Origin of the sequence: Paenibacillus sp. FSL H7-0442 (assembly GCF_038593105.1) — a bacterium.
Classification (GTDB): domain Bacteria; phylum Bacillota; class Bacilli; order Paenibacillales; family Paenibacillaceae; genus Paenibacillus; species Paenibacillus polymyxa_D.
Map to the genome: position 1 here is coordinate 830,793 of NZ_CP151963.1, position 24,892 is coordinate 855,684.

The 24,892-nt window shown below is 47.7% G+C and carries 21 protein-coding genes and 1 riboswitch; of the genes, 18 read left to right on the plus strand and 3 right to left on the minus strand.

Going from position 1 to position 24,892, the window contains the following annotated elements:
- Positions 1-80 precede the first annotated feature (80 nt).
- Positions 81-1,118 (minus strand): alpha/beta hydrolase, encoded by a 1,038-nt coding sequence (locus MHH57_RS03685; protein WP_029515779.1) that lies wholly within the window; start codon positions 1,116-1,118, stop codon positions 81-83.
- 300 nt (positions 1,119-1,418) lie between these two features.
- On the opposite strand from MHH57_RS03685, the gene MHH57_RS03690 reads away from it, so the two are divergent.
- Both MHH57_RS03690 and thiC read left to right on the plus strand, forming a co-directional pair.
- Positions 1,419-2,162 (plus strand): IclR family transcriptional regulator, encoded by a 744-nt coding sequence (locus tag MHH57_RS03690; protein ID WP_039270658.1) that lies wholly within the window; start codon positions 1,419-1,421, stop codon positions 2,160-2,162.
- Positions 2,163-2,317: 155 nt separating this feature from the next.
- Positions 2,318-2,430, plus strand: a riboswitch (TPP riboswitch).
- Positions 2,431-2,617: 187 nt separating this feature from the next.
- Positions 2,618-4,462, plus strand: coding sequence for a phosphomethylpyrimidine synthase ThiC (thiC, locus tag MHH57_RS03695; protein WP_069011280.1), 1,845 nt, complete (start codon positions 2,618-2,620; stop codon positions 4,460-4,462).
- Positions 4,463-4,584: 122 nt separating this feature from the next.
- On the opposite strand, the gene MHH57_RS03700 is transcribed toward thiC, so the two are convergent.
- On the minus strand, positions 4,585-4,737 hold the full coding sequence (locus tag MHH57_RS03700; RefSeq protein WP_010348453.1) for a hypothetical protein: 153 nt from the start codon (positions 4,735-4,737) through the stop codon (positions 4,585-4,587).
- Positions 4,738-5,245: 508 nt separating this feature from the next.
- Between MHH57_RS03700 and MHH57_RS03705 the strand changes: the two genes are divergently transcribed.
- The 3 genes from MHH57_RS03705 (at position 5,246) to MHH57_RS03715 (ending at position 7,437) form a co-directional block, all read left to right on the plus strand.
- Positions 5,246-6,082, plus strand: coding sequence for a YitT family protein (locus tag MHH57_RS03705; protein ID WP_342434839.1), 837 nt, complete (start codon positions 5,246-5,248; stop codon positions 6,080-6,082).
- 324 nt (positions 6,083-6,406) lie between these two features.
- On the plus strand, positions 6,407-7,045 hold the full coding sequence (locus MHH57_RS03710; protein WP_029515775.1) for an SdpI family protein: 639 nt from the start codon (positions 6,407-6,409) through the stop codon (positions 7,043-7,045).
- 44 nt (positions 7,046-7,089) lie between these two features.
- The gene (locus tag MHH57_RS03715) at positions 7,090-7,437 is read left to right on the plus strand and encodes a DUF1648 domain-containing protein (protein WP_322251841.1); all 348 of its coding nucleotides are present in this window, start codon (positions 7,090-7,092) and stop codon (positions 7,435-7,437) included.
- A gap of 73 nt (positions 7,438-7,510) precedes the next feature.
- On the opposite strand, the gene acnA is transcribed toward MHH57_RS03715, so the two are convergent.
- Positions 7,511-10,222 (minus strand): aconitate hydratase AcnA, encoded by a 2,712-nt coding sequence (gene acnA / locus MHH57_RS03720; RefSeq protein ID WP_029515773.1) that lies wholly within the window; start codon positions 10,220-10,222, stop codon positions 7,511-7,513.
- A gap of 420 nt (positions 10,223-10,642) precedes the next feature.
- Between acnA and MHH57_RS03725 the strand changes: the two genes are divergently transcribed.
- From MHH57_RS03725 to MHH57_RS03785, 13 genes are all read left to right on the plus strand, one after another.
- Positions 10,643-11,638 (plus strand): amidase domain-containing protein, encoded by a 996-nt coding sequence (locus MHH57_RS03725; RefSeq protein ID WP_029515772.1) that lies wholly within the window; start codon positions 10,643-10,645, stop codon positions 11,636-11,638.
- A 73-nt stretch (positions 11,639-11,711) separates the two neighbouring features.
- The gene (locus MHH57_RS03730) at positions 11,712-12,800 is read left to right on the plus strand and encodes a D-alanine--D-alanine ligase (protein WP_039270664.1); all 1,089 of its coding nucleotides are present in this window, start codon (positions 11,712-11,714) and stop codon (positions 12,798-12,800) included.
- Positions 12,801-12,901: 101 nt separating this feature from the next.
- Positions 12,902-13,225, plus strand: coding sequence for a hypothetical protein (locus MHH57_RS03735; RefSeq protein WP_013308754.1), 324 nt, complete (start codon positions 12,902-12,904; stop codon positions 13,223-13,225).
- 139 nt (positions 13,226-13,364) lie between these two features.
- Positions 13,365-14,366, plus strand: coding sequence for a UV DNA damage repair endonuclease UvsE (gene uvsE, locus MHH57_RS03740; RefSeq protein WP_069011284.1), 1,002 nt, complete (start codon positions 13,365-13,367; stop codon positions 14,364-14,366).
- Positions 14,367-14,540: 174 nt separating this feature from the next.
- Positions 14,541-15,407, plus strand: coding sequence for an inositol monophosphatase family protein (locus MHH57_RS03745; protein WP_013308756.1), 867 nt, complete (start codon positions 14,541-14,543; stop codon positions 15,405-15,407).
- A gap of 39 nt (positions 15,408-15,446) precedes the next feature.
- On the plus strand, positions 15,447-15,689 hold the full coding sequence (locus tag MHH57_RS03750) for a hypothetical protein (RefSeq protein ID WP_029515768.1): 243 nt from the start codon (positions 15,447-15,449) through the stop codon (positions 15,687-15,689).
- 124 nt (positions 15,690-15,813) lie between these two features.
- Complete coding sequence (locus tag MHH57_RS03755; RefSeq protein WP_209018226.1) at positions 15,814-17,544, plus strand: histidine kinase; 1,731 nt, start codon at positions 15,814-15,816, stop codon at positions 17,542-17,544.
- Positions 17,522-19,081, plus strand: a complete 1,560-nt coding sequence (locus MHH57_RS03760) for a response regulator (RefSeq protein WP_340931313.1) — start codon at positions 17,522-17,524, stop codon at positions 19,079-19,081. The genes MHH57_RS03755 and MHH57_RS03760 overlap by 23 nt, the downstream gene beginning before the upstream one ends.
- Positions 19,082-19,256: 175 nt before the next feature.
- Positions 19,257-20,549 (plus strand): extracellular solute-binding protein, encoded by a 1,293-nt coding sequence (locus MHH57_RS03765; protein WP_029515765.1) that lies wholly within the window; start codon positions 19,257-19,259, stop codon positions 20,547-20,549.
- 238 nt (positions 20,550-20,787) lie between these two features.
- Positions 20,788-21,696, plus strand: coding sequence for a sugar ABC transporter permease (locus tag MHH57_RS03770; protein ID WP_023987015.1), 909 nt, complete (start codon positions 20,788-20,790; stop codon positions 21,694-21,696).
- Positions 21,697-21,701: 5 nt separating this feature from the next.
- Positions 21,702-22,541: a carbohydrate ABC transporter permease gene (locus MHH57_RS03775; protein WP_013308762.1), complete on the plus strand. Its 840-nt coding sequence runs from the start codon at positions 21,702-21,704 to the stop codon at positions 22,539-22,541.
- A 113-nt stretch (positions 22,542-22,654) separates the two neighbouring features.
- Positions 22,655-23,767 (plus strand): rhamnogalacturonan acetylesterase, encoded by a 1,113-nt coding sequence (locus MHH57_RS03780; RefSeq protein WP_342435159.1) that lies wholly within the window; start codon positions 22,655-22,657, stop codon positions 23,765-23,767.
- 72 nt (positions 23,768-23,839) lie between these two features.
- Complete coding sequence (locus MHH57_RS03785) at positions 23,840-24,874, plus strand: glycoside hydrolase family 88 protein (protein WP_342435160.1); 1,035 nt, start codon at positions 23,840-23,842, stop codon at positions 24,872-24,874.
- Positions 24,875-24,892: the final 18 nt, after the last annotated feature.

Consider the following 24,892-nt stretch of genomic DNA (forward strand, 5'->3'; position numbering starts at 1 on the left):
AGCTACGGCACGGGTTAGTGTCCGTAGGCAGGCTTCTTCAAGGTGAAGAATTAAATACAGTTTTTTTGAAAAATAATTCTTTACTTTGTAGTCGTTTGTTTGTGGGCATCAGCGATCGTTTTCTTGTCCTCCAGCTCCTGTACACTGCTTAGAAACGTCGATACCCGCCGTAGATATTCACGGGGATGCTCTCTGAAAATAAGCTCATGTATTCCGTTTTTGACAATCCATACACTGGAAAGTGGGTTGGTTTGATTGGCAGCGAGCTTTTCCGCAATAGGATAAGGAGCCTTTTCATCCTGTGTACCATGCACAAACATGATCGGGAACGGATAGTTTTCCTTTTTAACCTCCTGATATGGAATCTGATGCAAGCTGGTGCCGTTCAAGACTGGAAACAGCAACTCCAGAATTTCCAAAGACGGATGTCTTGGCAGGTTAATTTGATTGTGAATGTTATGGTACAGCGTATCCGGCTCCAACAGGAAAGTGCTGTCCAAAATCATTGCGTCCACATCCTTGGTTTGCAAGCCCGCCTGAAGAGCGGTTCCTGCCCCCATGGAGAAGCCCCATACGATAATCTCCGACGAGCCGCGTTGCTTCGCAAGCTGGATCGCTCCGAGAAGCTGCTGGGATTCCGCTTTGCCTCCGGTTGCGACTGATTTGCTGTTTTGTGACGCGAATCCATAATCGAACATGACCACATTAAAGTTCAAACTGTGGGCATAATGCGCCAGATCATACATGGGAATCCAGCTTTCTTCGCGGTTAGCTCCATAACCATGGCTGAAAATAATCGTTTTCCGCGATTGATCCGCCGGGATATACCAGCCTTGTACCATGCGGCTACCATCCTTGGCAGGGAAGCTGACTTCCTCATAAGGCATGTTTTTGGCCTGCATCGGATTAGAGTACAGCGGCGCGACGGTAGGATTCGTAAGTACCCATGCGATGTAAGCATGCAAGGCAATAAAACAAAACAACAGAAAAAAAACGACCGACAGCAGCAGAGCAATCACAACGTGCTTGAACCGCAGCAGACGGGGATTAAAGAGTGGGGTGGACGGCTCCTGAACAGCGGTCTGTAGCTGAGAGTTGCGCTGGGATGTAGAAATCATGTAAGAGCCTCCTTATATAAAATTGATCTTCGTTTCAATAGAATTTAGGTATAATTCCACTTGAAAATGATAGTGTATATCCGTATAGATACCTATTATCGTATGATGGGGGTTATCCAAAGTCAACGCCTGAACCGGAAAAGTAAAAATGATGCAAAGAATTGTCGATGTTTGTTCTCGTTCTGTAATATGGTTGTCACAAAAACATCGGTTTACAGTAGCCGCGACTATTCTATATAATTTATGTAACCATGTTTCATAGTGTGAAACGAATATGGATACAAGAGGAGCGGTTCACGAATGGAAGACCGTAAATTAACCGTTCGCGCTGTAGAGCGTGCACTTGATATATTGCTGTGTTTTACCGCAGATTCGGATCTTGGCCTAACGGAGATTGCCTCCAAAATTGGTCTACATAAAAGCACGGTTCATCGGCTGCTGACTACGTTGGAGGATCGGGGCTTTGTCGTTCGGAATGCCGAAACGGAAAAATATCGACTTGGCTTCCGCATTTGGGAGCTATCCACACATTTGTCCCAAAGTGACGAGCCGGCGGTGTTGTTACAGCCTGCAATGGAAGGACTGCGTGACCGTCTGGGCGAAACGGTCAGCTTGTACTTACGGGACGGCAGCATGCGTATTCGCATACAAGCCGTGCAGAGCAATCAGGCGATCCGCAGGGTTGCGCCTGTGGGTGCGCGTATGCCGCTGGCTGTAGGAGCCTCCAGTAAGGTGCTGGCTGCCTTTATGCCGCCGCAGGAGCTGGAAGCCCTGCTAAGCGGGAATGAATGGCCGCCCTCGGTAGACGCGGAGGTCTATAAAGCCCAGCTGCAGGACATTCGCGAGAAGGGCTATGCGACCAGCTATGAAGAACGGGAGCCAGGGGCCGCTGCTGTGGCAGCACCAATTGTGAACCGGAAGGGACAGGTCACTGCGGCTTTATCTGTATCCGGTCCGGTCAGTCGGCTTGCACCCGAGACGCTACATGACTTTGCTCCGATTTTGATCGAAGCGGCGAAGGAAATGGGGCTTATGCTTCCGTAACAAGAATGAATGCAGTTGAAGCAAGCAAAGTGATTTGATGAGGAGCGTCTTCTTGCTAAATGAAACCTAGAAGGGTTGCCAAAGCCATAAATTTGAAGTAGTCTGATAAGGATGGCGGGATGTCTGTTATGTCCGCCTCATGTGAATAGAAGTATCGCAGTTACTGGGGGAGCCTGTAATGCCGGGCTGAGATGGAATCGTGTAAGATTCCGGACCCTTTGCACCTGATCTGGATCATACCAGCGTAGGGAAGTAATCGGCCATTGAAATGTATACGCAGCTGCTGTCTACGGTGACGCATTGGAATAGGATTATTCCACATGTGCACGGTCTGGATAGCTGCCTCGTTAGATTAGCCGGTTCCCTCGGGAACCGGCTTTTTTGCATAGATCAGCGCCACCCTGGGAATGGTTCCGGATCGGTGTGTCATTTCATCGAAACAGGAGGAATGGACAATGAAGCCGACAGAAGTAGAAGGAACAAAAGGAACAGAATTTAAATCAGCAGAAGTAAGGTTGGCAGGAACAAGGGAAGTTGGGGTAGAGAAGACAAACGGGGAGCAAGCCAGTGGGGTAACGCCCTTTCCAGGGAGCCGTAAGGTATATATTCAAGGCTCGCGGCCGGACATTGCCGTCCCAGAGCGGGAAATTGCTCTTCATCCTACACATACGCCGCAGGGCACGGAGCATCATGAGCCATTGCGTGTGTACGATACGAGCGGTCCCATGACTGACGAAGCCTATCAGGTCGATATCCGTCAGGGCCTGCCTCCATTACGGCGAGCTTGGGCACTGGAACGGGGCGATGTGGAGGCTTACGAGGGACGCGCCGTCAAACCGGAGGATAATGGACTGAAACCTGGCTCCAAACGGGAGACAGTTGAATTTCCCGGCGTGACCAACCGTCCGCTTCGTGCTTCGCAAGGTCGTACAGTGACGCAAATGCATTATGCACGGCAAGGGATCATTACGCCCGAAATGGAATTTGCGGCGATCCGCGAAGGGGTGGAGCCTGAGTTTGTACGGCAGGAATTGGCGGCTGGACGAGCCATTTTGCCTTCGAATATCAATCACCCGGAAAGTGAGCCGATGGTCATTGGGCGTCATTTTCACGTGAAGATCAATGCGAACATTGGTAATTCTGCGGTTACCTCCTCGATTGAGGAGGAAGTGGAGAAAATGACCTGGGCTGTGCGTTGGGGCTCGGATACAGTTATGGACCTATCCACAGGCCGTAATATCCATACCACACGTGAATGGATCATTCGGAATTCTCCTGTACCGATTGGAACTGTGCCGCTGTATCAGGCACTTGAAAAGGTGAACGGCGAAGCAGAAGCGCTGACGTGGGAGTTGTATCGCGATACGCTGATCGAGCAGGCGGAGCAGGGAGTGGACTATTTTACAATTCATGCGGGTGTATTGCTGCGGTATATACCGATGACGGCGAATAGAATGACGGGAATTGTGTCCCGTGGCGGGTCGATCATGGCAGCCTGGTGCCTTGCGCACCATCAGGAGAATTTTTTGTATACACATTTTGAAGAAATCTGCGAAATTATGAAAGCCTATGATGTGGCCTTTTCTCTCGGGGATGGTCTACGTCCAGGTAGTATCTATGATGCGAATGATGAAGCACAGTTTGCAGAGCTGGAAACGTTGGGCGAGCTAACGCAAATCGCATGGAAGCATGATGTTCAGGTCATGATTGAGGGGCCGGGACATGTCCCTATGCATAAAATCAAAGAGAATGTGGATTTACAAATGGAGATTTGTAAGGAAGCTCCTTTCTATACCTTGGGACCGCTCACGACGGATATTGCCCCCGGATATGATCATATTACCTCAGCCATCGGGGCGGCGATGATCGGTTGGTTCGGGACGTCCATGCTGTGCTATGTTACGCCTAAGGAGCATTTGGGTCTTCCGAATAAGGATGATGTCCGTGAGGGTGTCATTACCTACAAAATTGCGGCACATGCTGCCGATCTGGCGAAGGGCCATCCACGGGCGCAGCAGCGGGATGATGCTTTGTCCAAGGCACGCTTTGAGTTCCGCTGGCGGGATCAGTTCAATCTGTCGCTTGATCCCGAGCGGGCCTTGTCCTACCATGATGAAACGCTACCAGCAGAGGGAGCCAAGGAAGCACATTTTTGCTCGATGTGCGGCCCAAAATTTTGTAGTATGCGCATCACGCAGGACATTCGCGCCTATGCAGCGGATAAGGGGCTGAACACCGAAGAAGCAGTGGCCGCTGGGATGCGTGAGAAGGCAGAGCAGTATCGGGATGGCGGTCAGTAAAACGAATGTGTGAGTTTAGGAACGCATGAATCAAAAAAAGCCGTGGTTCTCTACAGTCGATGTAGGAAACTACGGCTTTTTGGCTTATGTAAAGCGAGTCATGCAACCGGATAAACGGCGCCTTATTTTTTACCCATTTTTTCATTCAAAATGTCCTGAAAGCTGAGCTTCTTCTCCGAGCTATCTTCTTTCTTCTGCATACTCACCGCGTTGGCACGTTGGTATTGGTGGTGAAAGGGCATCAGGGTGTGGACGGTTAAGTTCATTGTATTCATGTAGATCATTCCTCCAATTCCATATTGTCAAATTCAGATTGAGTTGCTTAGGACGTCTGTATAGGACTATTTGTATGTACTTGATGTCGCAATGCTATGTAGGTTGCTTGGTTATGTTTCAATCATTATACCCACATTTTTTCAAAGTAAAACGCTTTTGACATAAAACAGGAAGATGGTCATGTGTGTTCAAAATGCCGATTAGGAGGATGGTCGTTTTAGGGGAAAATGTGCCTAGGTCTAAAACAAGGGCTTGAGGCCCGTTTTCTTAGTTTAGTAGTCGGGATTGTGTTTTTTTGTCGAATAACCTTGTAAAAGGAGGGTTTTGCGGACTCCTCAAGTCAGGATTGAGGCAGTCTGGTGGCGAATTAAAGTGTCAAAGTTGTATTGACTTTATGTTTGGTAGTAGATACCATGAACTGGTTGTCAGCGTATTTTGACAACAAGAGTCAGCCAATCGATCTGGCGATTCATCCTTTGAAATGTTAGAGAGAGGATTAGAGCATATATGAAAAAATGTATTGCAGACATCGCATTTATTATTCTGGGTGCGTTTTTTTTCGCGCTAGCTGTTAATCTGTTTGTGATCCCGAATGAGTTTGGTGAGGGAGGTGTTACAGGGGTCACAATCATCCTGTACTACCTGTTTCAGTGGTCTCCCTCGATCGCTAATCTGGTGATTAATGGCTTGCTGCTGATTGTCGGATATAAATTTTTAGACAAGAGAACGACCTTGTACACTATCATTGCGGTCGCTTTTAACTCGCTGTTTTTACATTTAACAGTCAACTGGCGGATTGATTCGCATGAGCCGACGATTAATGCCGTTTTTGCCGGAGTTTTGGTGGGGGTCGGCATTGGCTTAATCGTACGGGTAGGTGGCACAACGGCGGGAACGGTCATTTTAGCTCGGATTGCCAACAAGTATCTGGATTGGAATATCAGTTATGGCCTGCTGTTTTTTGATTTGATTGTCGCATTCTCTTCCTATTTTATTATTGGCCCGGAAAAATTGATGCTAACTATTGTTATTTTGTACGTTGGTACGAAGGTGATGGACTTCATGATCGAAGGACTGAACCCCAAAAAAGCGGTCATGATTATTTCGGAGCACCAAGATAAAATTGCCGAGATGGTCATTACGAAAATGGATCGTGGAGTTACTGTCCTGTCAGGCCACGGTTATTACACTAAAAATCCAAAAGAAGTGCTGTATATCGTCATTAGTAAACAAGAGGTATCGGCGCTTAAAAAGATAGTGAAAGCCATCGACACAGCAGCGTTTATCACCATTCATGACGTGCGGGACGTGTTCGGAGAAGGTTTTCTGGATATTTCGAAGTAACTGGTGGTGTGAAGATAAGGTTATAGGAGAATAGGGTAGGAAGTCGGTCCTGAGGGATCGGCTTTTTTGCTTTGAGATGTTTATTTTAATAATCGAAATAGAGTAGATAGATAATAACTTCTTTTCGAAACAGAAGAAAAGCTATTTTTTGTAAAAAAATATTGTGAATGTGACTTTGATCTCTTATTTTTTTGAAAAATATGCATTATGATTTGACAATAATATATATTTTATTAAAATATATTCATTTTTTATAATGAAGTATTATAAATACACTTACTTCTAAAATCAACTGAGAAACAGTTCCAAGTGAGGTTGTTTTGAGTGGAGAATAACTATGATTTAAAAAAAGAATTTAAAAAGCCGTGGATTCAGATTTCTATTTTATTTATTATATTGCATTTTATAAATTCATTTATTATATTGCCTTCAATGAACCCGCTAAAGCTCCCTTTAGCTTTTTTTATTGTGTCATCAGGAGCGATGATTATCTCTTTTCTTATTGTTGTCTTGTATCCAAAATTCTCGAAACATAGAGAACAATTTTCTGAAAATAATTTGGTTCCATATCGTAAAATATGTTCCAGTGTGTTTGTTGTTCTAAATTTTATTTTTCTTTTTTTAATGTTACTGTATTCAAATGCTATTTACTTCAGTCCCTTAAATATAGTTTTATTGGTTTCAGCGATATCGCACTTAACAGTAGGTATCACATTCACTAAATTAACACCTAACCGTTTAATTGGTTTGAAGTTCCCATGGCTGCTTTCGAATGAAAAGGCATGGAAGAAGACGCATCGTATCTCTGCTTATATTTGGATAGCCTTTGGCTTAATCGGGATCGCTATAGGATTAGGACAAGAAGTTAATGTGTATATGGTGCTCGCTTCTTGTTTACCGACGATGATTAGTTTTGTTACTTCTCTCTTTCTAAGCCATAGGTATAAAAATATAGACTGCTGATATCTGTATAATGCGGATCGATTTAGCATATTAGGGGGATTTCCATGAGAAGTAAATTAAATTTTTCTAATGTATTGTCTTTTCTTATTTCTGTTTTGCCTTTCATTATCTACCTTTTCATGTATCCGAGAATGCCTAGGAATGTAGCAATCCACTACAATTTCAATGATGTGGCTGACCGTTTTGTTGACAAATCCTCCCCTGAGGTATGGTTGTTGTGTGGAATCAGCCTCATATCTTTTATGATTATGCTTATGCTCCAACCCTATTTCAGTCGTCAGTTCAAGAGCGAAGAAGGCTCTGCAATCATGGAAAGCCTGCCTGGTCTCTTCACACTCCTTATAACCCTAGTGTTCTCAGTTCTCGGCATATGTTTCCTTTTAAAGGCTTAAATCATATAAAAAATCCCCTCTCAATGTGCAGTTTCCACTGCATTTGGAGGGGATTTTGTTATTTATACGCTCTTTACTCTTGAATCATTTGACGCAATACGGTTTGCAGAATACCACCGTTGTGGTAGTAGTCGATGTCGACGGTGCTGTCCAAACGAGCAATTACTGGGAATTCGAACTTCGTGCCATCCTCGCGTTTAGCCACAACCGTAAGCTCTTGACCAGGCTTCACGTCATTGTTAATGCCGAGAATGTCGAAGGTTTCACGACCATTGAGGCCCAAGCTGGACCAGCCATAGCCTTCCTGGAATTGCAGAGGCAGTACACCCATGCCGACCAGGTTACTGCGGTGAATCCGCTCGAAGCTTTCGGCAATGACAGCCTTAACGCCCAGCAGAAGCGTACCTTTGGCCGCCCAGTCACGAGAGCTGCCTGTGCCGTATTCCTTACCAGCGATGACGATCAGGTTCTGATCGGCTGCCTGATATTTCATGGACGCATCATAGATGGACATTTCCTCATCCGTTGGCAAGTATTTGGTCACGCCGCCTTCAGTACCTGGAGCCACATTGTTGCGGATACGGATGTTGGCGAATGTACCGCGCATCATGACCTCGTGGTTACCGCGACGGGAGCCGTAGGAGTTGAAATCCTTGCGTTCCACGCCATGCTCCTTCAAGTACAGTCCTGCCGGGCTGGAAGGAGCAATGTTGCCTGCTGGTGAGATATGGTCCGTCGTGACCGAATCATTCAACAGGGCAAGCACACGGGCATTACGGATTTCCTTGATATCCTGCACGCCATCCTGAAGTTTTTCAAAGAATGGTGGATTTTGAATATAAGTTGATTTTTCATCCCATTCATACAGTTCGCCTTCAGGAACCGGAATGGAGTTCCATTTTTCATTGGCAGTAAATACATTTTCATATTTGCGACGGAACATATCCGGGCTGAGAGACAGGCTGATGGCTTCCTTGATTTCCTCGGAAGTGGGCCAAATGTCTTTCAGGTAGACAGGCTGATTGTCCTGATCGTAACCGAGCGGATCATTCACCAAATCAATGTTCACTGTACCTGCCAGCGCATAAGCGACAACCAGTGGCGGTGAGCCGAGATAGTTGGCTTTGACCTGCGCATGCACACGGCCTTCAAAGTTCCGGTTACCGGAAATAACTGCGCCAACCGTTAAATCATGGTCTGTGATAGCTTGACTCACTTCGTCAGGAAGTGGGCCGGAGTTACCGATACAGGTTGCGCAGCCGTAGCCTGCTACATGGAAGCCGAGGGCTTCGAGCGGTCCGATTAATCCCGCTTTTTGCAGGTATTCCGTCACGACGAGGGAGCCTGGCGTCAAGCTTGTTTTAACATAGCCTGGCTTTTTGAGCCCACGCTGCACTGCCTTTTTGGCCAGCAAGCCCGCACCGAGCATAACGCTTGGATTGGAGGTATTCGTGCAGCTTGTGATAGCCGCAATAACGACTGCTCCTGTACCTAACTCGCTGGTGGAGCCGTCCGGATGGGTCAGCGGAATCTTCTGTGCGATTTTTTCATCGCTCAGTCCATAGCCGCCCTTGTCCACTGGGGTACGAATAATGCCTTCAAACGTTTCTTTCATGCGGCCAAGCTCAACACGGTCCTGCGGACGTTTGGGTCCGGCGAGACTCGGTACAACCGAGGCTAGATCCAGCTCAATGGTATCGCTGAACACAGGGTCCGGTGTATCGGATGTGCGGAACATGCCTTGGGCCTTGTAATATTCCTCTACGAGGCTTACTTGCTCATCGGAACGTCCAGTGCTGCGCAGGTAGGCCAGTGTTTCCGCATCGACCGGGAAGAAACCAATCGTTGCGCCGTATTCCGGTGCCATGTTGGCAACTGTCGCACGGTCAGCCAAGCTGATGTTAGCCAGACCAGGCCCGTAAAACTCTACGAATTTGCCGACTACGCCTTTTTTACGCAGCATTTGTGTAACAGTGAGCGCCAGATCGGTGGCGGTAGAGCCTTCCGTCAGACTGCCTGTCAGCTTGAAGCCAATCACATCGGGAGTGACAAAATACAGCGGTTGCCCCAGCATACCCGCCTCTGCCTCAATCCCGCCGACACCCCAGCCAACAACACCAAGGCCGTTAATCATCGTGGTATGGGAGTCTGTTCCTACGAGGGAATCTGGAAAGACGACCGTTTCACCGTCAATGGTTTTGGTAGCCGCAACGGAGGCGAGATATTCCAGATTGACCTGATGGACGATACCTGTGGATGGCGGAACGGCGCGGAAGTTGTTGAACGCCGTTTGCGCCCAGCGCAGAAAACGGTACCGCTCCTCGTTACGTTCAAACTCTACATTAATGTTGTAATCCAGCGCATCACTGGTACCGAAAGCATCGACCATGACCGAGTGGTCGATAACGAGATCGACGGGAACGAGCGGATTGATTTGCTTCGGGTCCCCGCCTGCTTTTTTCACCGTATCACGCATAGCTGCCAAATCGACAACCACGGGGACACCGGTAAAATCCTGTAGCACGATGCGTGCAGGAATGAACGGAATCTCCTTGTTGGTGTCCCGATCCTCAGCCCAGCCTGTCAGCTGCTGTACATGTTCTTCAGTGATGGCGCGTCCGTCAAATTGGCGAACCGCGGCTTCCAGCAACACTTTAATGGAGAAAGGCAGCTTGGCGATACCGCTTTTTCCTTGTTCCTCCAGTGCCTTAAGACTGTAGTAGCGATAAGGCTTCCCGTTAACTTCCAGACTACGGGCGATGGAGAATTGATCTTTTCCTGACATAAGTATTACCTCCTTGAAGTGAATGCTTGGGGGAAAATAGGGATGTCGTTTTTTCGACGTCTTGCCCAGTTGGTTTAAATTGGTTGCGTTCTCAATTACATCTTCAGTGCTTCTTAACGTGTTAGAGGTTGTGATGAATGCAATTTGTTTCATTAGATGAAACGTGATTTCAAAATGATTGCTTTTGGATTAAGTATACCGTTTTCAGACAGTTCCGTAAAGTTTTTTTGGCCTAAATGATGCGTTGCAGATTGGAAAATAAAACGTCCCGCTCCCTCGCGTTTCGATGTTCATACCAAGCTTTAGAGATTCATACTTATAGATAGAGAGCATTTCAGACCAGAGAGGCAAGAAAGGAAGTTATACATCATTCCGGTTATCCCCGGAAAAGGATAGCGGGACGAATATGGAGGGATTGGGATGGGGGAGCGGGAATGGAAACAGGCCCTTTTTGCTTACGTGAATCAATACAATCGCAGTGAAGTGAATGGTGTACCGCAGCCGGATGAGTATCTGGAGGTGGGGCAGCGGATGGAACGAGCAGCACGTGCAGCCAGATTGGAGCAGTGGTACAACGAACGGGATGCTGTTCCCCTACGCAGCGAGACACGCGCCAAGCCGCTACGAATGGTGCAGGATACGCCGGATGAGGCTGTGGTAGATGTACAACTGCATGTCCGACTCTTTTATGAGAAGGGCGGGATGACTCACCGGGAGGATCGGATTGAACGGGAGCGTCTGACGTTCACACGCGAGGGTGAAGCCTGGCAGGTAGCGAGAATTGAGCGAGATCCGGCAGAAAGGAAGCCAGCGGGGGGAGAGGTTCCTTTTGAACAGGCTTCGTTTAATCAGGGAGGGAGTTTGCCGCTGCTGAATCGCGGTGTGCTGGGCTTTGGTACGTCCGCACGTCCCAGCCGATATCGCCGTGAAGAAGCAGCGGCTTATGCAGATCAGTGGTGGGATAGCTTTAACCCAGAGTTTGAAGGTTTTGATGTGGATTGCACCAATTATATCTCGCAATGCCTCTTTGCAGGGGGCGCACCGATCCACTATACTGGTAAAAGAGAATCGGGCTGGTGGTATAAAGGACGGGTCGCCGGACGTGAGCTGTGGAGCTACAGTTGGGCAGTTTCCAACAGTCTGGAGCGGTATTTGGGCTCCAGCTCATGGGGTTTGACTGCTGAGCAGGTGAGTCGACCGGAGCAGCTCATGCTGGGGGACGTCATTTTTTACGATTGGGATGGTGACGGAACCTTTCAGCACAGCACGGTGGTAACGGCCTTTGATGCGGGCGGCATGCCGCTAGTCAATGCGCATACGGTAAGCTCCAGACATCGTTATTGGGACTATAAAAATTCGTATGCGTGGACCGACAACACGGTATATCGCTTTTATCACATCGCCGACTATTTTTAAATGAGATGATGGATAACAGGTATAGTGACGCAAATCAGTCATAATGACGAAAGTAGGAAAGCGGAGGATAGGCATGGCAAATCAAAAATTGACCGTAGGGCTGGTGTACGGTGGCAAATCGGGCGAACATGAGGTTTCGCTGCAAACGGCGTATGCGGTAATGAACGCATTTAACTATGAGAAATACGAGATTATTCCTTTTTATATTACGAAGGCTGGCGATTGGCGTAGAGGGGCGCTATTAAGCGCTCCTCTGGCTTCTGTAGAGCAATTGAAGCTGGAACGTGCAGAGGGCGGTACCAAGGCGGCATTAGATACGTTGTTCGGCAAGCTGTACGGAGAGCAGACGCTGGATGTGCTGTTTCCGTTGCTGCACGGCACCTTTGGCGAGGACGGAACGATTCAGGGTCTGTTCGAAATGGCGGATATGCCTTATGTCGGTGCAGGAGTGTTGGCTTCGGCAGCAGGTATGGATAAAGGCGTCATGAAGAAGCTGTTTGAGCATGCAGGATTGCCGCAAGTGAAATACTGTTATTTTAATAGTACACAGTGGGCCCAAACCAGTCATGATCTGGTACGTAATATGGAAACCGAGCTAGGTTATCCTTGCTTTGTCAAACCGGCCAATCTGGGATCAAGTGTCGGTATTTCCAAAGCCAGCAACCGAGAAGAGCTGGAAAAGGCTGTAGATCTGGCTTTGCAATTTGACCTGAAGGTGATTGTCGAGGAGTACGTCGATGCCCGTGAGATTGAGGTCAGCGTACTTGGCAATGACGAGCCGATTGCCTCGGTACCGGGTGAAATTGTATCGTCGAGTGATTATTATGATTATGCTGCCAAATATACGGATGGCCAATCGGAAATGCTTATTCCGGCACCGTTGGATGAGGAAGTGGCAGATCGTATTCGTGAAGCCGCATTACAAGCATTCCGCGCGCTGGAAGGCTGCGGGATTTCCCGTGCCGATTTCTTCGTCAGACGCTCGGACGGACATATTCTTATTAATGAAGTGAATACGATGCCTGGTTTTACACCGTTCAGTATGTATCCATTATTGTGGAGAGAAACCGGCGTATCCTATGCAAGTCTGCTGGACCGCATGATTGCTCTTGCACTGGAGCGTTATGAGCGCAGGTCCGCATTGCACTACGAGAACTCATAAAAGAAACAAAGGGGAGCTGATCACTCTCCTTTTTGTTCATATATATGGCACTTACTTGAGCATTTCACTAAACCCTTAATGATGAAAGGTGGCGGCTACACATGGGCTTTCAAACTGAATTTAACTCCGTATGCAAATTCAAGAGCGAACAAGAACTTTACGAACTGCTGGAATACGGACGTGGCAAAATGGTTAAATCCGGGCTGCGCGTGTTTCCGACAGGCCAGAAGGTCATCGCTTACAGCGTGGACAACGTGGCAGTAGCCATCGTGCAGATTGTGGGCTGTATCGCCGAAATTAATTTCCAGGGCGATGAAGTGACCGAAGTTGAAATGATCCTCATTCGTAAGCTGAATGATGAGGAATCAAGAATTCAGACCGCATTGGCGGATGAAATGTTTTTTGGAGCACAGCAGCAATCCTAGCTGTTTGCTTCTTGCAATTTGTGCGATAACACCGAATCAGCATGTGCTTTTCCGGGTATGATCAGTAGAAAAGGGTTTTAGGTCACAGAACGAAAGCGGCCTTACCATCTACTGCGAACTACTGAAAGGAAGACACCCTATGATCGTAAGGTTAGGTTATGTAGCCATGTCGGTTACCGTGCAAAATGCATCCCCCTCTAAAACCATGACGATGGCCAGCTTTAACAAGATTGGAGACCGAGAAGCTGCGATCCGCAAGCTAGAACGGATAGCAGCTGAAAATCTCCATAATACATTGAGGCTGCTGCGCCATAATCGCGCGAGTGATATCCAGGTCTATCGTTTCTCATCCAAGCTGATTCCGCTCGCGACCCATCAGGATCTGCGGGATTGGAACCCGTTTCAGGCGCTTGCTGCTGACTTTGCAGAGGTTGGGAACTATGTCAAGGCGAATAGGATGAGGGTATCGTTTCACCCCGATCATTTTACAGTGTTAAGCACTCCCCGTCCTGAGGTGTTGGAGAGCTCCATTAATGACTTGAAGTACCACAAAGCGATGCTGGAGGCCATGGGGCTCGGTGCCGAAGCCAAGAACAACATTCATATTGGTGGTGCATACGGAGATAAGGTGACCTCAGGCCAGCGTTTTGTAGAGCAGGTTAGTGCTCTGGATCTTTCGTTAAGAGAACGGTTGACGCTGGAAAATGATGATAAAACATTCAATGCGGTGGAAACACTGGAAGCTTGCAAAATAACGGGCTTGCCGATGGTTCTCGATATTCATCATCAATGGGTCAATAACGAGGGTGAGAAGCCGTGGGAGCTATGGCCGGACATATTGAATACCTGGAAAGGGGAATTGGCCCAAGCCGGATCTTCTACTGATCATCCATTGCCGCCAAAAATTCATGCCTCCAGTCCCAAAAGTGAAAAAGACCCTCGTGGTCATGCAGACGGTGTTCTGGTGGAGCCGTTGCTGACCTTTCTGCGCAATATTGCTGGATATACGGATCGGATTGATGTCATGCTTGAAGCCAAGCTTAAGGATGAAGCGTTATTCGGATTGATGAATGAACTGCGCCTTCAGGAAGATAATGGGGTCAAAGTGCTGGATGGGGCTTCCGTAGAAATTATGCCTTAGAAAGTAGTATTTTGCGGATAAATCTCTCATTTGGGGAAACTTTATGCAGTTTATTGTGTATACTAGAATGTGTAAACTAGCAAACTTGTACTGAAACAGAGATGGTTAAGAGACTGTGCTGTAGGCCAGCTTCGTAAACCACGTAACAATGATATAGAAAGTAGAGTGAACACGTTGAACGAACATGAAAACGAAAAGGTTCCCTATATCGTATCAGGAAAAAGCTATACTGCCGTGGCTATTAACGCGGCATCCAAAGCCGGGGAATGGATTAAGAGCAGGCTGGGAACTGTTGAACATTTGAATACCAAACAGTCTCCTACGGATCTAGTGACCGAGGTAGATAAAGGTGCAGAACAGATGATTCGCAGACTGATTCTGACCCATTTTCCCGATCATGCGATTTTGGGTGAAGAGGGTGTAGAGCCGGGAGCCGAAGCTTCGGCCCGCGCACTAGAGGCTGCCCGTGAAGAGGAATATTTATGGATTATTGATCCGGTAGATGGCACGACCAATTTTGTACACAGTCTGCCGTATTACAGTGTGTCCATTGCCTTGGCCCATCGTGGAGAGGTGATTGTCGGGGTTATTTATGATCCGTCCCGTGATGAAATGTTTGTAGCGGAAAAAGGAAAAGGCGCATATGTACATGGTAATCGCATGCAAGCCTCAAGAGAAGAAACACTGGGAGATAGTCTGGTGTGCATCGGCTTCCCGCCAGATCGTACGTATGCACAACCGCTAAATATGAAAATCACGCAGGTTCTTACACCTCAGGTACGCGGCATTCGGGCGCTGGGCTCGGCAGCATTGCATCTGGCTTATGTGGCGTCGGGACGGTTATCGGCCTATTGCGAAATTGGTTTGAATGCGTGGGATGTAGCAGCGGGCGCTTTGCTGGTGCAGGAATCAGGCGGTACCATTACCGATACATTGGGCAGACCTTATGACCTGAGTGTACGGCATATTGCAGCTACGAATACAGCTATTCATTCTCAACTTATTCAAGTGCTGAAAGAAGCAGACGCAACCGGGTTATAATTCTACGTAGGGACCATCACCCTAAAGGAGGAAATCGCGATGAGTCAATCCGAAGAATTGGAACGCCAGCTCAGTGAACTGCTGACGGAAGGCGAAATTCGTGAGAATGAGGCCCAAAAGCGGGAACGGCTCAGCCCTAAATATGAGGTGCGGGTTCAGACTCATATCGATCCCATTGTTGAGGAAACGCGTAAATACCGGAGTATGGCACGGGAACTTGATGACCGATACGACGAATATATGAGCAAGGCGGACAAATCGAAACCAACCGATCAACGCTAAGCAAATGCAAATACCTCTTGCCGAATGACCAAGGCATGGGGTATTTTGTATGTTATAAAGGAGGCGACAATCACTGATTACCTACTTTAAAAGCGCTTACAAAAATGCTGGAATCCATCATAAAATGGTACTGCTGATCACGGTGCTTATGCTGGTTAATTTTGCAGTTGTTGCAGTCATACTTAAGTACGTATTTCACATTTATGATAATCAAATGTACAAAAAAACATCCGAAGTACTCAATATTTCTTCAATCGGTATAGAAAATGAGCTGAAGGATGTGGAAAAAGTTACTTTCAAGGTAACAACGGACGAGCAGCTTCAACGTTATTTGCTGCAATTGGAAAAAGAGAAATCCCCTTATGCCAAAATGGTGCTGCGTAAAAAAATAACGAATAGGCTTGTCGCCTTTGCCGGCTCTGAAACCTATGTCTATTCTATGATGGTCATCGACAAAGAGGGACAGGTCATGAGTGCGGGCAACCGCGAAGGTATTCCCCAAGAGCTTCGATCCACCCTGTCGGAGCTGGCAGACGAACATGACGGTTCCAATGCATGGTATGCCGCAGGTCATTCCTCCTTGCTGGCAGCTCGGCAGTTCAAATCCTTTACCGATTCCAATTTTACGCTGAATGGGCTCGGAACGCTTGCGATTCGTGTACGAATTGACCGGATTGTAGCGGACCGTGTGCAAACCTCCGGTCGTGACGGACAACTGATGATTACAGATGGAAGGCGGATGATTTATCCCGAAACACCACTTTTGAGTGAGAGTGATATTCAGGCCGAGCTGGGCCGGAAGCAGCCTTACGGGATTGCGACCTACTCAGGAGGAACCTTTTTCGCTGCTCAAATCAAATCTTCTTATACGGATTGGACGTATTTGCATATGACCCCCTTCGATGATATGTTTCGCAGCATTACGATTATCAAAGAAGTTGTAAGCGCTATTTTTGTCATTATGCTTCTTATCGCATTGGCTCTGGGGGCTAGATTGTCAGGGAGCATTACCAAACCGATCGTTCAATTAATCCAGAACATGCGTAAAATAGAAAAAGGCGATCTCGACCGTTTGGAAGAGGAAGCACTTGGTGCGGTCCCCCTTTCCACACAGGATGAGGTAGGCTTGCTTCATCGAACGTACAAGAAAATGATTCGCCGCATTCGTGAGCTCATTAATGAGAATGTTGCCAAGCAGCTATTACTGCGGGAAACAGAGCTAAAGGCGCTCCAGGCCCAGATTAATCCACATTTTTTATACAATACATTAGAGTCCGTGAACTGGCTCGCCAAGGCCAATAAACAGGACCGGATTTCAGAGATGGTGGAAGCACTTGCTTTTCTACTGCGCAGTGCGGTCAGTTTTGAGGAGCAGCTGATTCCGCTTCGAAAAGAGCTGGATATTGTAAGGAGCTACGTAACGATCCAAAAAACACGTTTTGATGAACGTCTCGTTTTCCATCTGGATATTCCGGAAGAACTGATGGATGCACAAATTCCGAAGCTAACGCTTCAGCCCTTGGTGGAGAATGCCATTCATTATGCGCTGGAGCCGCGAATTGAACCCTGTCAGATTGCTATTATTGCGAGAGAAAGCGAGGGTGCTCTATTTCTGCGAGTTGAAGATGACGGACCGGGAATGACGCCGGATTTCTTGGAAAAGCTGCGAAGCGGGCAGGTTACGACTCGTGGGCAGGGCATTGGACTTACGAATATTCAGGAACGGATTAACCTGACATTTGGTACACCTTGGGGGATAGAGCTGCATAGCGAGTCAGGAACAGGAACGTCGATTCATGTCTGTATTCCATATGTGAAAGGGGATCAGGGTCGTGTACAAGGTGCTACTGGTTGATGATGAGCGTATGATTTTGGAAGGCATATCACAGGTGGTTGATTGGGGGAAAGCGGGCACGAGATTGGTTGGCACGGCACGTAACGGGATTGAGGCTTATGATCAGATTCAAGCCAGCCCACCTGATTTTGTGATTAGCGACATCTCTATGCCAGGACTAGACGGTATCGGACTGGTTGCCAAAACGACGGAGCATTTTCCAGACGTCCGTTTCATTCTGTTGTCTGGCTACAAAGATTTTGATTATGCCTGTCGGGCCATGCAATACGGGGTGAAGCACTACTTGTTGAAGCCATGCAATGAGCGGCAAATTCATGAGGCTCTGACCGAGTTGGGACAGGAGCGGGAGGAGCAGGAAGAACGCAAGCAGTTTGTAAACCGGATGAAGCTAGATTTTCAGCGTATGCTGCCTCATGTGAAGGAACACTTTTTGAAGGAGTTTATTTCCTATAAAACTTACGGTAGCCGCGATATCGCATTTTATGAGCGGTTATTCGGAATTGAATTGCAAGATAAGCAGGTTCGAATGCTGCTGCTGCGGGTGGAGGAATCCCATGAGCCGGAGCATCTGTTTGCATTGCAAAATATAGCGGCAGATTTGATGGATGATGTCTTGCTCAGTACGACCATGCAGGGGCAATTGCTCATCGTGCTGGAAAGCGAGGATGATACGTCACGGTTTATGAAACAGATTGAAGCGGTACGTGCGACATTTCATCGCTTTTACAAACTGGAGGTAACGGTCGCAGTTAGTGAGTCGGATAGTATGCAGCATTCACGGGGGATGTACCGGGAGACACTGCATTGTATGAATCACCGTTTTTACACCGGGGAGGGCAGTCTGATTACGAAAGAGGATTTAGCGACTGAGGATACCCGGGAGATGGCAGATTTGGAGCTGGACGAGGAAAAGTTCGGTCTGCTGATCAAGGCTGGAAATACGGTGGAGGTTGCACAGGAAGTGGATCGGTTATTCGGTATTTTGTCCCGGATGAAGCTGGAAATCTCTGTGACCCGCTCTTATGTGCTTCAGCTCTATGCCGCTATGATCCGTATATGCCCTGAAGAAGAGCGTGCGGCGTTTACGAGCCGAATGGTGGTGCTGGCAGAGCAAAAAACGCTGGCATGTCTCAAATCTTTTGTACAGGAAGCTGCCGAACGAATGACCGCAATCTATTATAAAAGTAATGTGTATCGCCAATCTTCTACCGTTGATAAAATGATCACTATTATTGAGCAAAACTACAGAAAATCCGATTTGTCGCTGAACGGAGTGGCAGGCCAAATGCTGTATATGAATTCCGACTACTTAGGGAAGATTTTCAAAAAGGTGACTGGGGAAAACTTCTCACACTACGTCAATCGTTATCGGATCGAACGTGCGGCTGAGCATATTCGAGAGACAGGAGATGTAAAGGTGTTTGAGCTGGCCGAATGGTTCGGCTTTGGCGGGAACGCGCAATATTTTAGCCAGGTGTTCAAAAAATGGGCAGGTATGACGCCTTCCGAGTACATTAAATCACACGAGAGGGGATGAGCTGATGGAGTCCCACTGTTTTTTAAACCCAGGAAACCTGATTTGTGTATTCCAATGCTTCTCAGCTTTTGGGAAAATAACAACAGGAGCTAATGTAAACGCTATCAAAAATGCGTAAATACGTTGTCACTTGTAATTTGGCTCCTTTCTAGAACAGCGAAAAGGGGAGAGATAGGTGGGCAAAAAGGGATGGTTTCTGATTATAGCTATGCTGCTCGTTTTGACGACAGCATGTAGCGGAGCGGACGGCGGCGGCAATTCGGGCACAAGTGCAGACGGGAAAGTAAAGTTACGTATCGCTTGGTGGGGATCGGATACGCGTCATGAATACACGCAGAAGGTCGTTGATTTGTATAAGCAGAAAAATCCTAATGTAACGATCGATGTGGAATATGCCTCTTTTGATGACTATTGGAAAAAGCTCGCCCCACAGGCTGCGGCTAATCAGTTACCGGATATCGTGCAAATGGACATTTCGTACATTAGCCAATATGCAAAAAATGGTCAACTGGAGGATCTCGCGCCTTACTTAAATCAAAAAATTCAGGTCGCTGACGTGAACGAAAATGTACTCAGTACCGGCGTAATAGCAGGAAAGCAATATGGTATTCCAACAGGTGTCAATGTTCTGGGTTTCCAGTATGATCCGGCGCTGCTCAAAAAAGCGGGCATAGACAAAATTCCTGACAACTGGACATGGGATCAATACAAAGAAATGGCTTTAAAGGCAGCTTCCAATAAAGTATACTTTGACAGCTCAATGGCTGCCGATATTTTCTTCCACTATTATTTGCGTACGCAAGGAAAGACTCTCTACAATGCGGAAGGGACAGGATTGGGGTATGACGATGATAAGCTGTTTGTTGACTTCTTCAGCGGATTGGCTGATCTGATTAAGAAGGGAGCGACCCCGCCTCCTGAAATTATGAACCAGACCAAGGGGATTCTTGAGGAATCCGATATCGTAAAAGGAACAGGCATCGGTATTTGGCAGTGGTCCAATCAGTATGTAGGTTTACAGCAGGTTGTTAACCGCCCCATGGCACTGGCACCAATGTTTGGGCCGAATATGGAAAAAGGCGTATACATGCAGCCTACGATGTACTGGACGGTTGCTTCCCGTTCACAGGTGAAGGATGAGGCCGCAAAGTTTATTGATTTCTGGATGAATGATGTGGAAGCGAATAAATTGATTAAAGGCGAACGTGGCGTACCGATTTCCTCCAAAATCAAGGAAGCTGTTGCGCCAGAGTTAAGCGAGCCTACGAAGCAGGTGTTTGAATTTGTAGCTTCCATGGAGCCGAAGGCTTCTCCAATGAGCCCGCCGCCGCCAGTCGGATCGCCGGAAGTGATTGCGACTCTGACCGATTATATTGAGCAGGTCAATTTTGGACAGATGACACCAGAAGACGCAGCGGCCAAATTCCGGGCTGATGCGAATACTATCCTTGCGAATAACAAGCAATAATGAGCGCAATGTGACCTTTAGGATATCTGACACTGTTTTAGCATAAGATCGATATGATCGAAGGAACGTTTCGTTAAGTTAACCGTGCGTAGTCCAAAGCATGATTGCGCACGGTTGATTCGACGAACCAACTGCATAAGCACCCTTTGCAGACATCACAATATTATTCACATAACAACGAATTATTAATATTATAAAGTTTTGCTAATTCTTTAAAATGCAACAGAAGGGAGGCTTGATGAGCTTGCGAAATCATCAGAGCTTGAAAGCCAATATGACCGGATATGCGTTTATCAGCCCGTTTATTGTGGGCTTTCTGGCGTTTACGTTAATTCCAATGTTTATTTCGCTGTATCTGTCCTTTACCACCTACAACCTGTTCACCCCGCCCAAATGGATTGGTCTGGGTAACTTCGAAAAAATGTTCACAGGCGACCCGAAATACTGGAATTCGATCAGGGTCACGTTTACGTATGTATTGGTCGGTGTACCGTTGCGACTGATTTTCGCGCTGTTTGTGGCTATGATTTTGAATACCAAGTCGCGTATGGTCGGCACCTATCGGACAATGTACTATCTGCCGTCGATTATCGGAGGTAGCGTTGCGGTATCCATTATGTGGCGGAACATTTTCAGTAATAACGGCATAGTGAACAGCCTGCTTTCGACCTTAGGGGCGACTCCGGTGAAGTGGTTTGGTGATCCGGATGCTTCGCTTACGATGCTAATCACCTTGTCCGTATGGCAATTTGGCTCCTCCATGCTGATTTTTCTGGCAGGTTTGAAGAACATTCCTGTTGAATTGTACGAGGCGTCCAGTGTAGATGGCGCTAAGCCAGTACGAAAATTTTTCAGTATTACGCTGCCGTTGCTTAGCCCCATTATTCTATTTAATCTGATTATGCAGACGATCAGTGCCTTTATGACCTTCGTCCCGGCTTATGTTATTTCTAAGGGCGAAGGAGGCCCGATGGATGGAACGATGCTGCATTCACTGTATCTGTTCCGGCAGGCGTTTATGTTCAGCAATATGGGATATGCGGCAGCCATGGCTTGGGTCATGCTCATTATGATTGGGATACTGACAGCGATTTTATTTATAACCTCCAGATACTGGGTATTTTATGAAACGGAAAAGGGGCGCTGATACCGATGGCATGGAAAACGGTCAAATGGCCAATTTATCACATACTGGTTGCTGCACTGGCGCTCCTGATGCTGTATCCCGTGTTTTGGATGCTGTTCAGCTCGTTTAAAGAAAGTCGGACGATATTCGTCACGGCATCCTCGCTTTTCCCTACAGAATGGATCTGGCAAAACTATGTAACAGGCTGGAAAGGAACGACTGGCTACAACTTTGGCACGTACATTCTGAACTCGCTCACGATCGTGGTGATTTCAACGATTGGAGCCGTGCTTTCCTCCTCATTGATCGCATTTGGCTTTGCGCGCTTGAAATTCAAAGGACGTAACTTGTGGTTTGCTTTGATGATGGTGACGCTTATGCTACCAGGGGATGTGGTACTGGTACCGCAATATATTATTTTCACCAAGCTCGGTTGGATCAATACGATCTTACCGTTGGTGGTACCCTCCTTTTTCGGGATGCCGTTCTTCATCTTTCTGATGGTGCAGTTTATACGAACGATTCCAGGAGAGTTGGATGAAGCGGCGACGATTGATGGATGCGGCAAGTTCCGGCTGTATTTTAGAATTATTTTACCCTTACTCAAGTCGTCGTTGGCTACAGCGGCAATCTTCTCTTTCTACTGGAAGTGGGAGGATTTGCTAGGTCCGGTACTGTATCTGAATTCGCCGGAGAAATATACCGTATCTATTGCACTCAAGATGTTCCTCGACAGCGAGTCGGCTTCCAACTGGGGAGGAATGTTCGCGATGTCTATCCTAAGCCTGCTTCCAGTTATCGCTGTATTCTTCGCATTCCAGAAGCAAATTGTAGAAGGAATGAGTACAAGTGGTTTGAAGGGATAAGATCCAAAATCCATAGCGTGAGGATATGAGGCTTACGAGTGGAAATGGAAGGTATCCGGGTTTATACAATTGAATGGTTGGGATTTGAGGGCGATGGCTGAGAGGTGAGTAAATTGTGGAAGTTTGATTTTGGTCCGGGGGAACCTGCGGATGGCTACAAGGGAGTGTCTCCGGATTGCGTATATACAACTGAACAGGGCTATGGCTTCGAGACTACGGAGCATGTGTACGGTCGAAAAAGGCAGTGTGCAGCTAAGGATGCACGCACGCAGCTACGAAGCAGCTTTTGTATTCCACTGAACGCTGCATTTGTTGCAGATGTGCCAGACGGGATGTATCTCGTCACTATACTGGTCGGCGATTCGCAGGCGGAAACGCTCACGCGACTCAAGGCTGGTGAAGGCAAGCACATGCTTCCCCCGGTACAGACGCTGCCGGGCCAGTTCACCGAAGCCCTGTTTGCGGTGCCAGTCCGGGGTGGCAAGCTGCGCCTCACCGTATCAGGCACCGCGCCACGGCTCAATGCGCTGGAGATTGCGCCAGCGCCACAGACCCTCCGGCTATTCCTAGCCGGAGATTCCACGGTTACGGATCAGGACGCATCCGGTTATCCGTATACTGGCTGGGGCCAGGCTTTGCCCGCCCTGTTCAAGCATGATGTCTGCGTGGATAATCATGCCGTATCGGGAAGAAGCTCCAAAAGCTTTGTGGACGAAGGACGGCTGGGTGCCATTTTGGGCGAAATAAAGGCAGGAGACTTCCTGTTCATCCAGTTCGGCCATAATGATCAGAAGCCTGACCCGGAGCGGGCTACAGAGCCTTTTACAACCTACAAGGAGCGTCTTCGCCTCTACATCGACGGCGCAAGAAGCCATGGGGCAACCCCGGTACTGGTCACGCCCGTACATCGTCGCTATTTTAATGAGGATGGTACGCTATCTGACACACATGGTGACTATGTAACAGCGGTTCGTGAGCTGGCGGAAGAAGCGAATGTACCGTTGATTGATTTGTCTGCCCGCACGCAGGAGCTATATGAGCAGCTGGGCCCAGAAGAGAGTAAAGAGCTTTTTATGTGGCTGCTGCCTGGTGAATACATGAACTTTTCCGGCGGCTTAGAGGATAACACACATTTTCATGAGAATGGCGCGGTTCGTATTGCAGACATGGTGGTGGATGCTGTGAGGGAGCTGGATCTGCAACCGCTACGCATGTATTTACGTTGAAGGACGACCTAATCATATACGGGCGTCAAGGAGGTAACTCACGTGAAACTTACCAAAGGGGGAGACGTGGAAATGCCTGCATTGATATTTGATGAAGAACAGGTTAAGCAGGTGATCGACCGGGTAGTAGAACGCACATTTCAAATGCACTACAGCTGGGATTGGCCGGGTGGAGTAGCCTTTTACGGAGTATGCGAAGCGTATGAAGCGACAGGGAACGAAAAGTATTTGATCCAGCTGAAAGAATGGGTTGACGAAAATATCGAGGATGGGCTTCCATCTCTCTCGGTGAACGGCGTTTCTGTCGGGCACTGTTTGTTGACGCTTCATCAGGCTACAGGTGAGCAAAAATACCTTGATATTGCCATCGAGATGGCAGAATTTTTGGCCAAAAAAGCGGAGCGGTTTGCCGACGGCATTTTCCAGCATACGGTAAACTCACTTCACGATGTATTTCCGCAGCAAGCATGGGTGGATACGATGTTTATGGCCGGTTATTATTTGCTGCGCATCGGTCATCTGTTGGGCAACAAGGAGTATTGGGAGGATGGGGTTCGTCAATATCACGGGCACGAAGAATTTTTGCAGGACCCGGATACGAATCTGTATTATCACGGCTGGGATCATGCAAATCAAAGCCGGATGTCAGGAATATATTGGGCGCGTGGCAATTCATGGGCAGCTCTCACGATGGCAAAAGCGCTGAAATTTGTGGAGGTGCAGCATCCATCTTATATGATCATCGATGGCTCGCTGCGTGACCAGCTCAATGCACTGGTGCGGCTGCAATCCCCCGAAGGGCTGTGGCATACGGTGCTGAACGATGATACCTCTTATCTGGAAACCTCGGGCTCGGCAGGAATCGCGACTGCCTTGCTTATGCAAGGGCGGTTGTTTAACAAATACACACAAAAGGCGATCGATGGTATTCTTTCCTGCATTAAGGAGGACGGCACAGTAACGGGGGTATCCGCTGGAACTGCTGTGATGAACGATATTGACGGCTATCGAAACGTCCCCTACAAACGCATTCAGGGCTGGGGTCAGGGATTGGCGCTTGCTTTTCTGGCGCAAGTGTTGCGTACCAAGGAAAATCCGTACGGCTAGAAGAAGGGGCAAATCGCC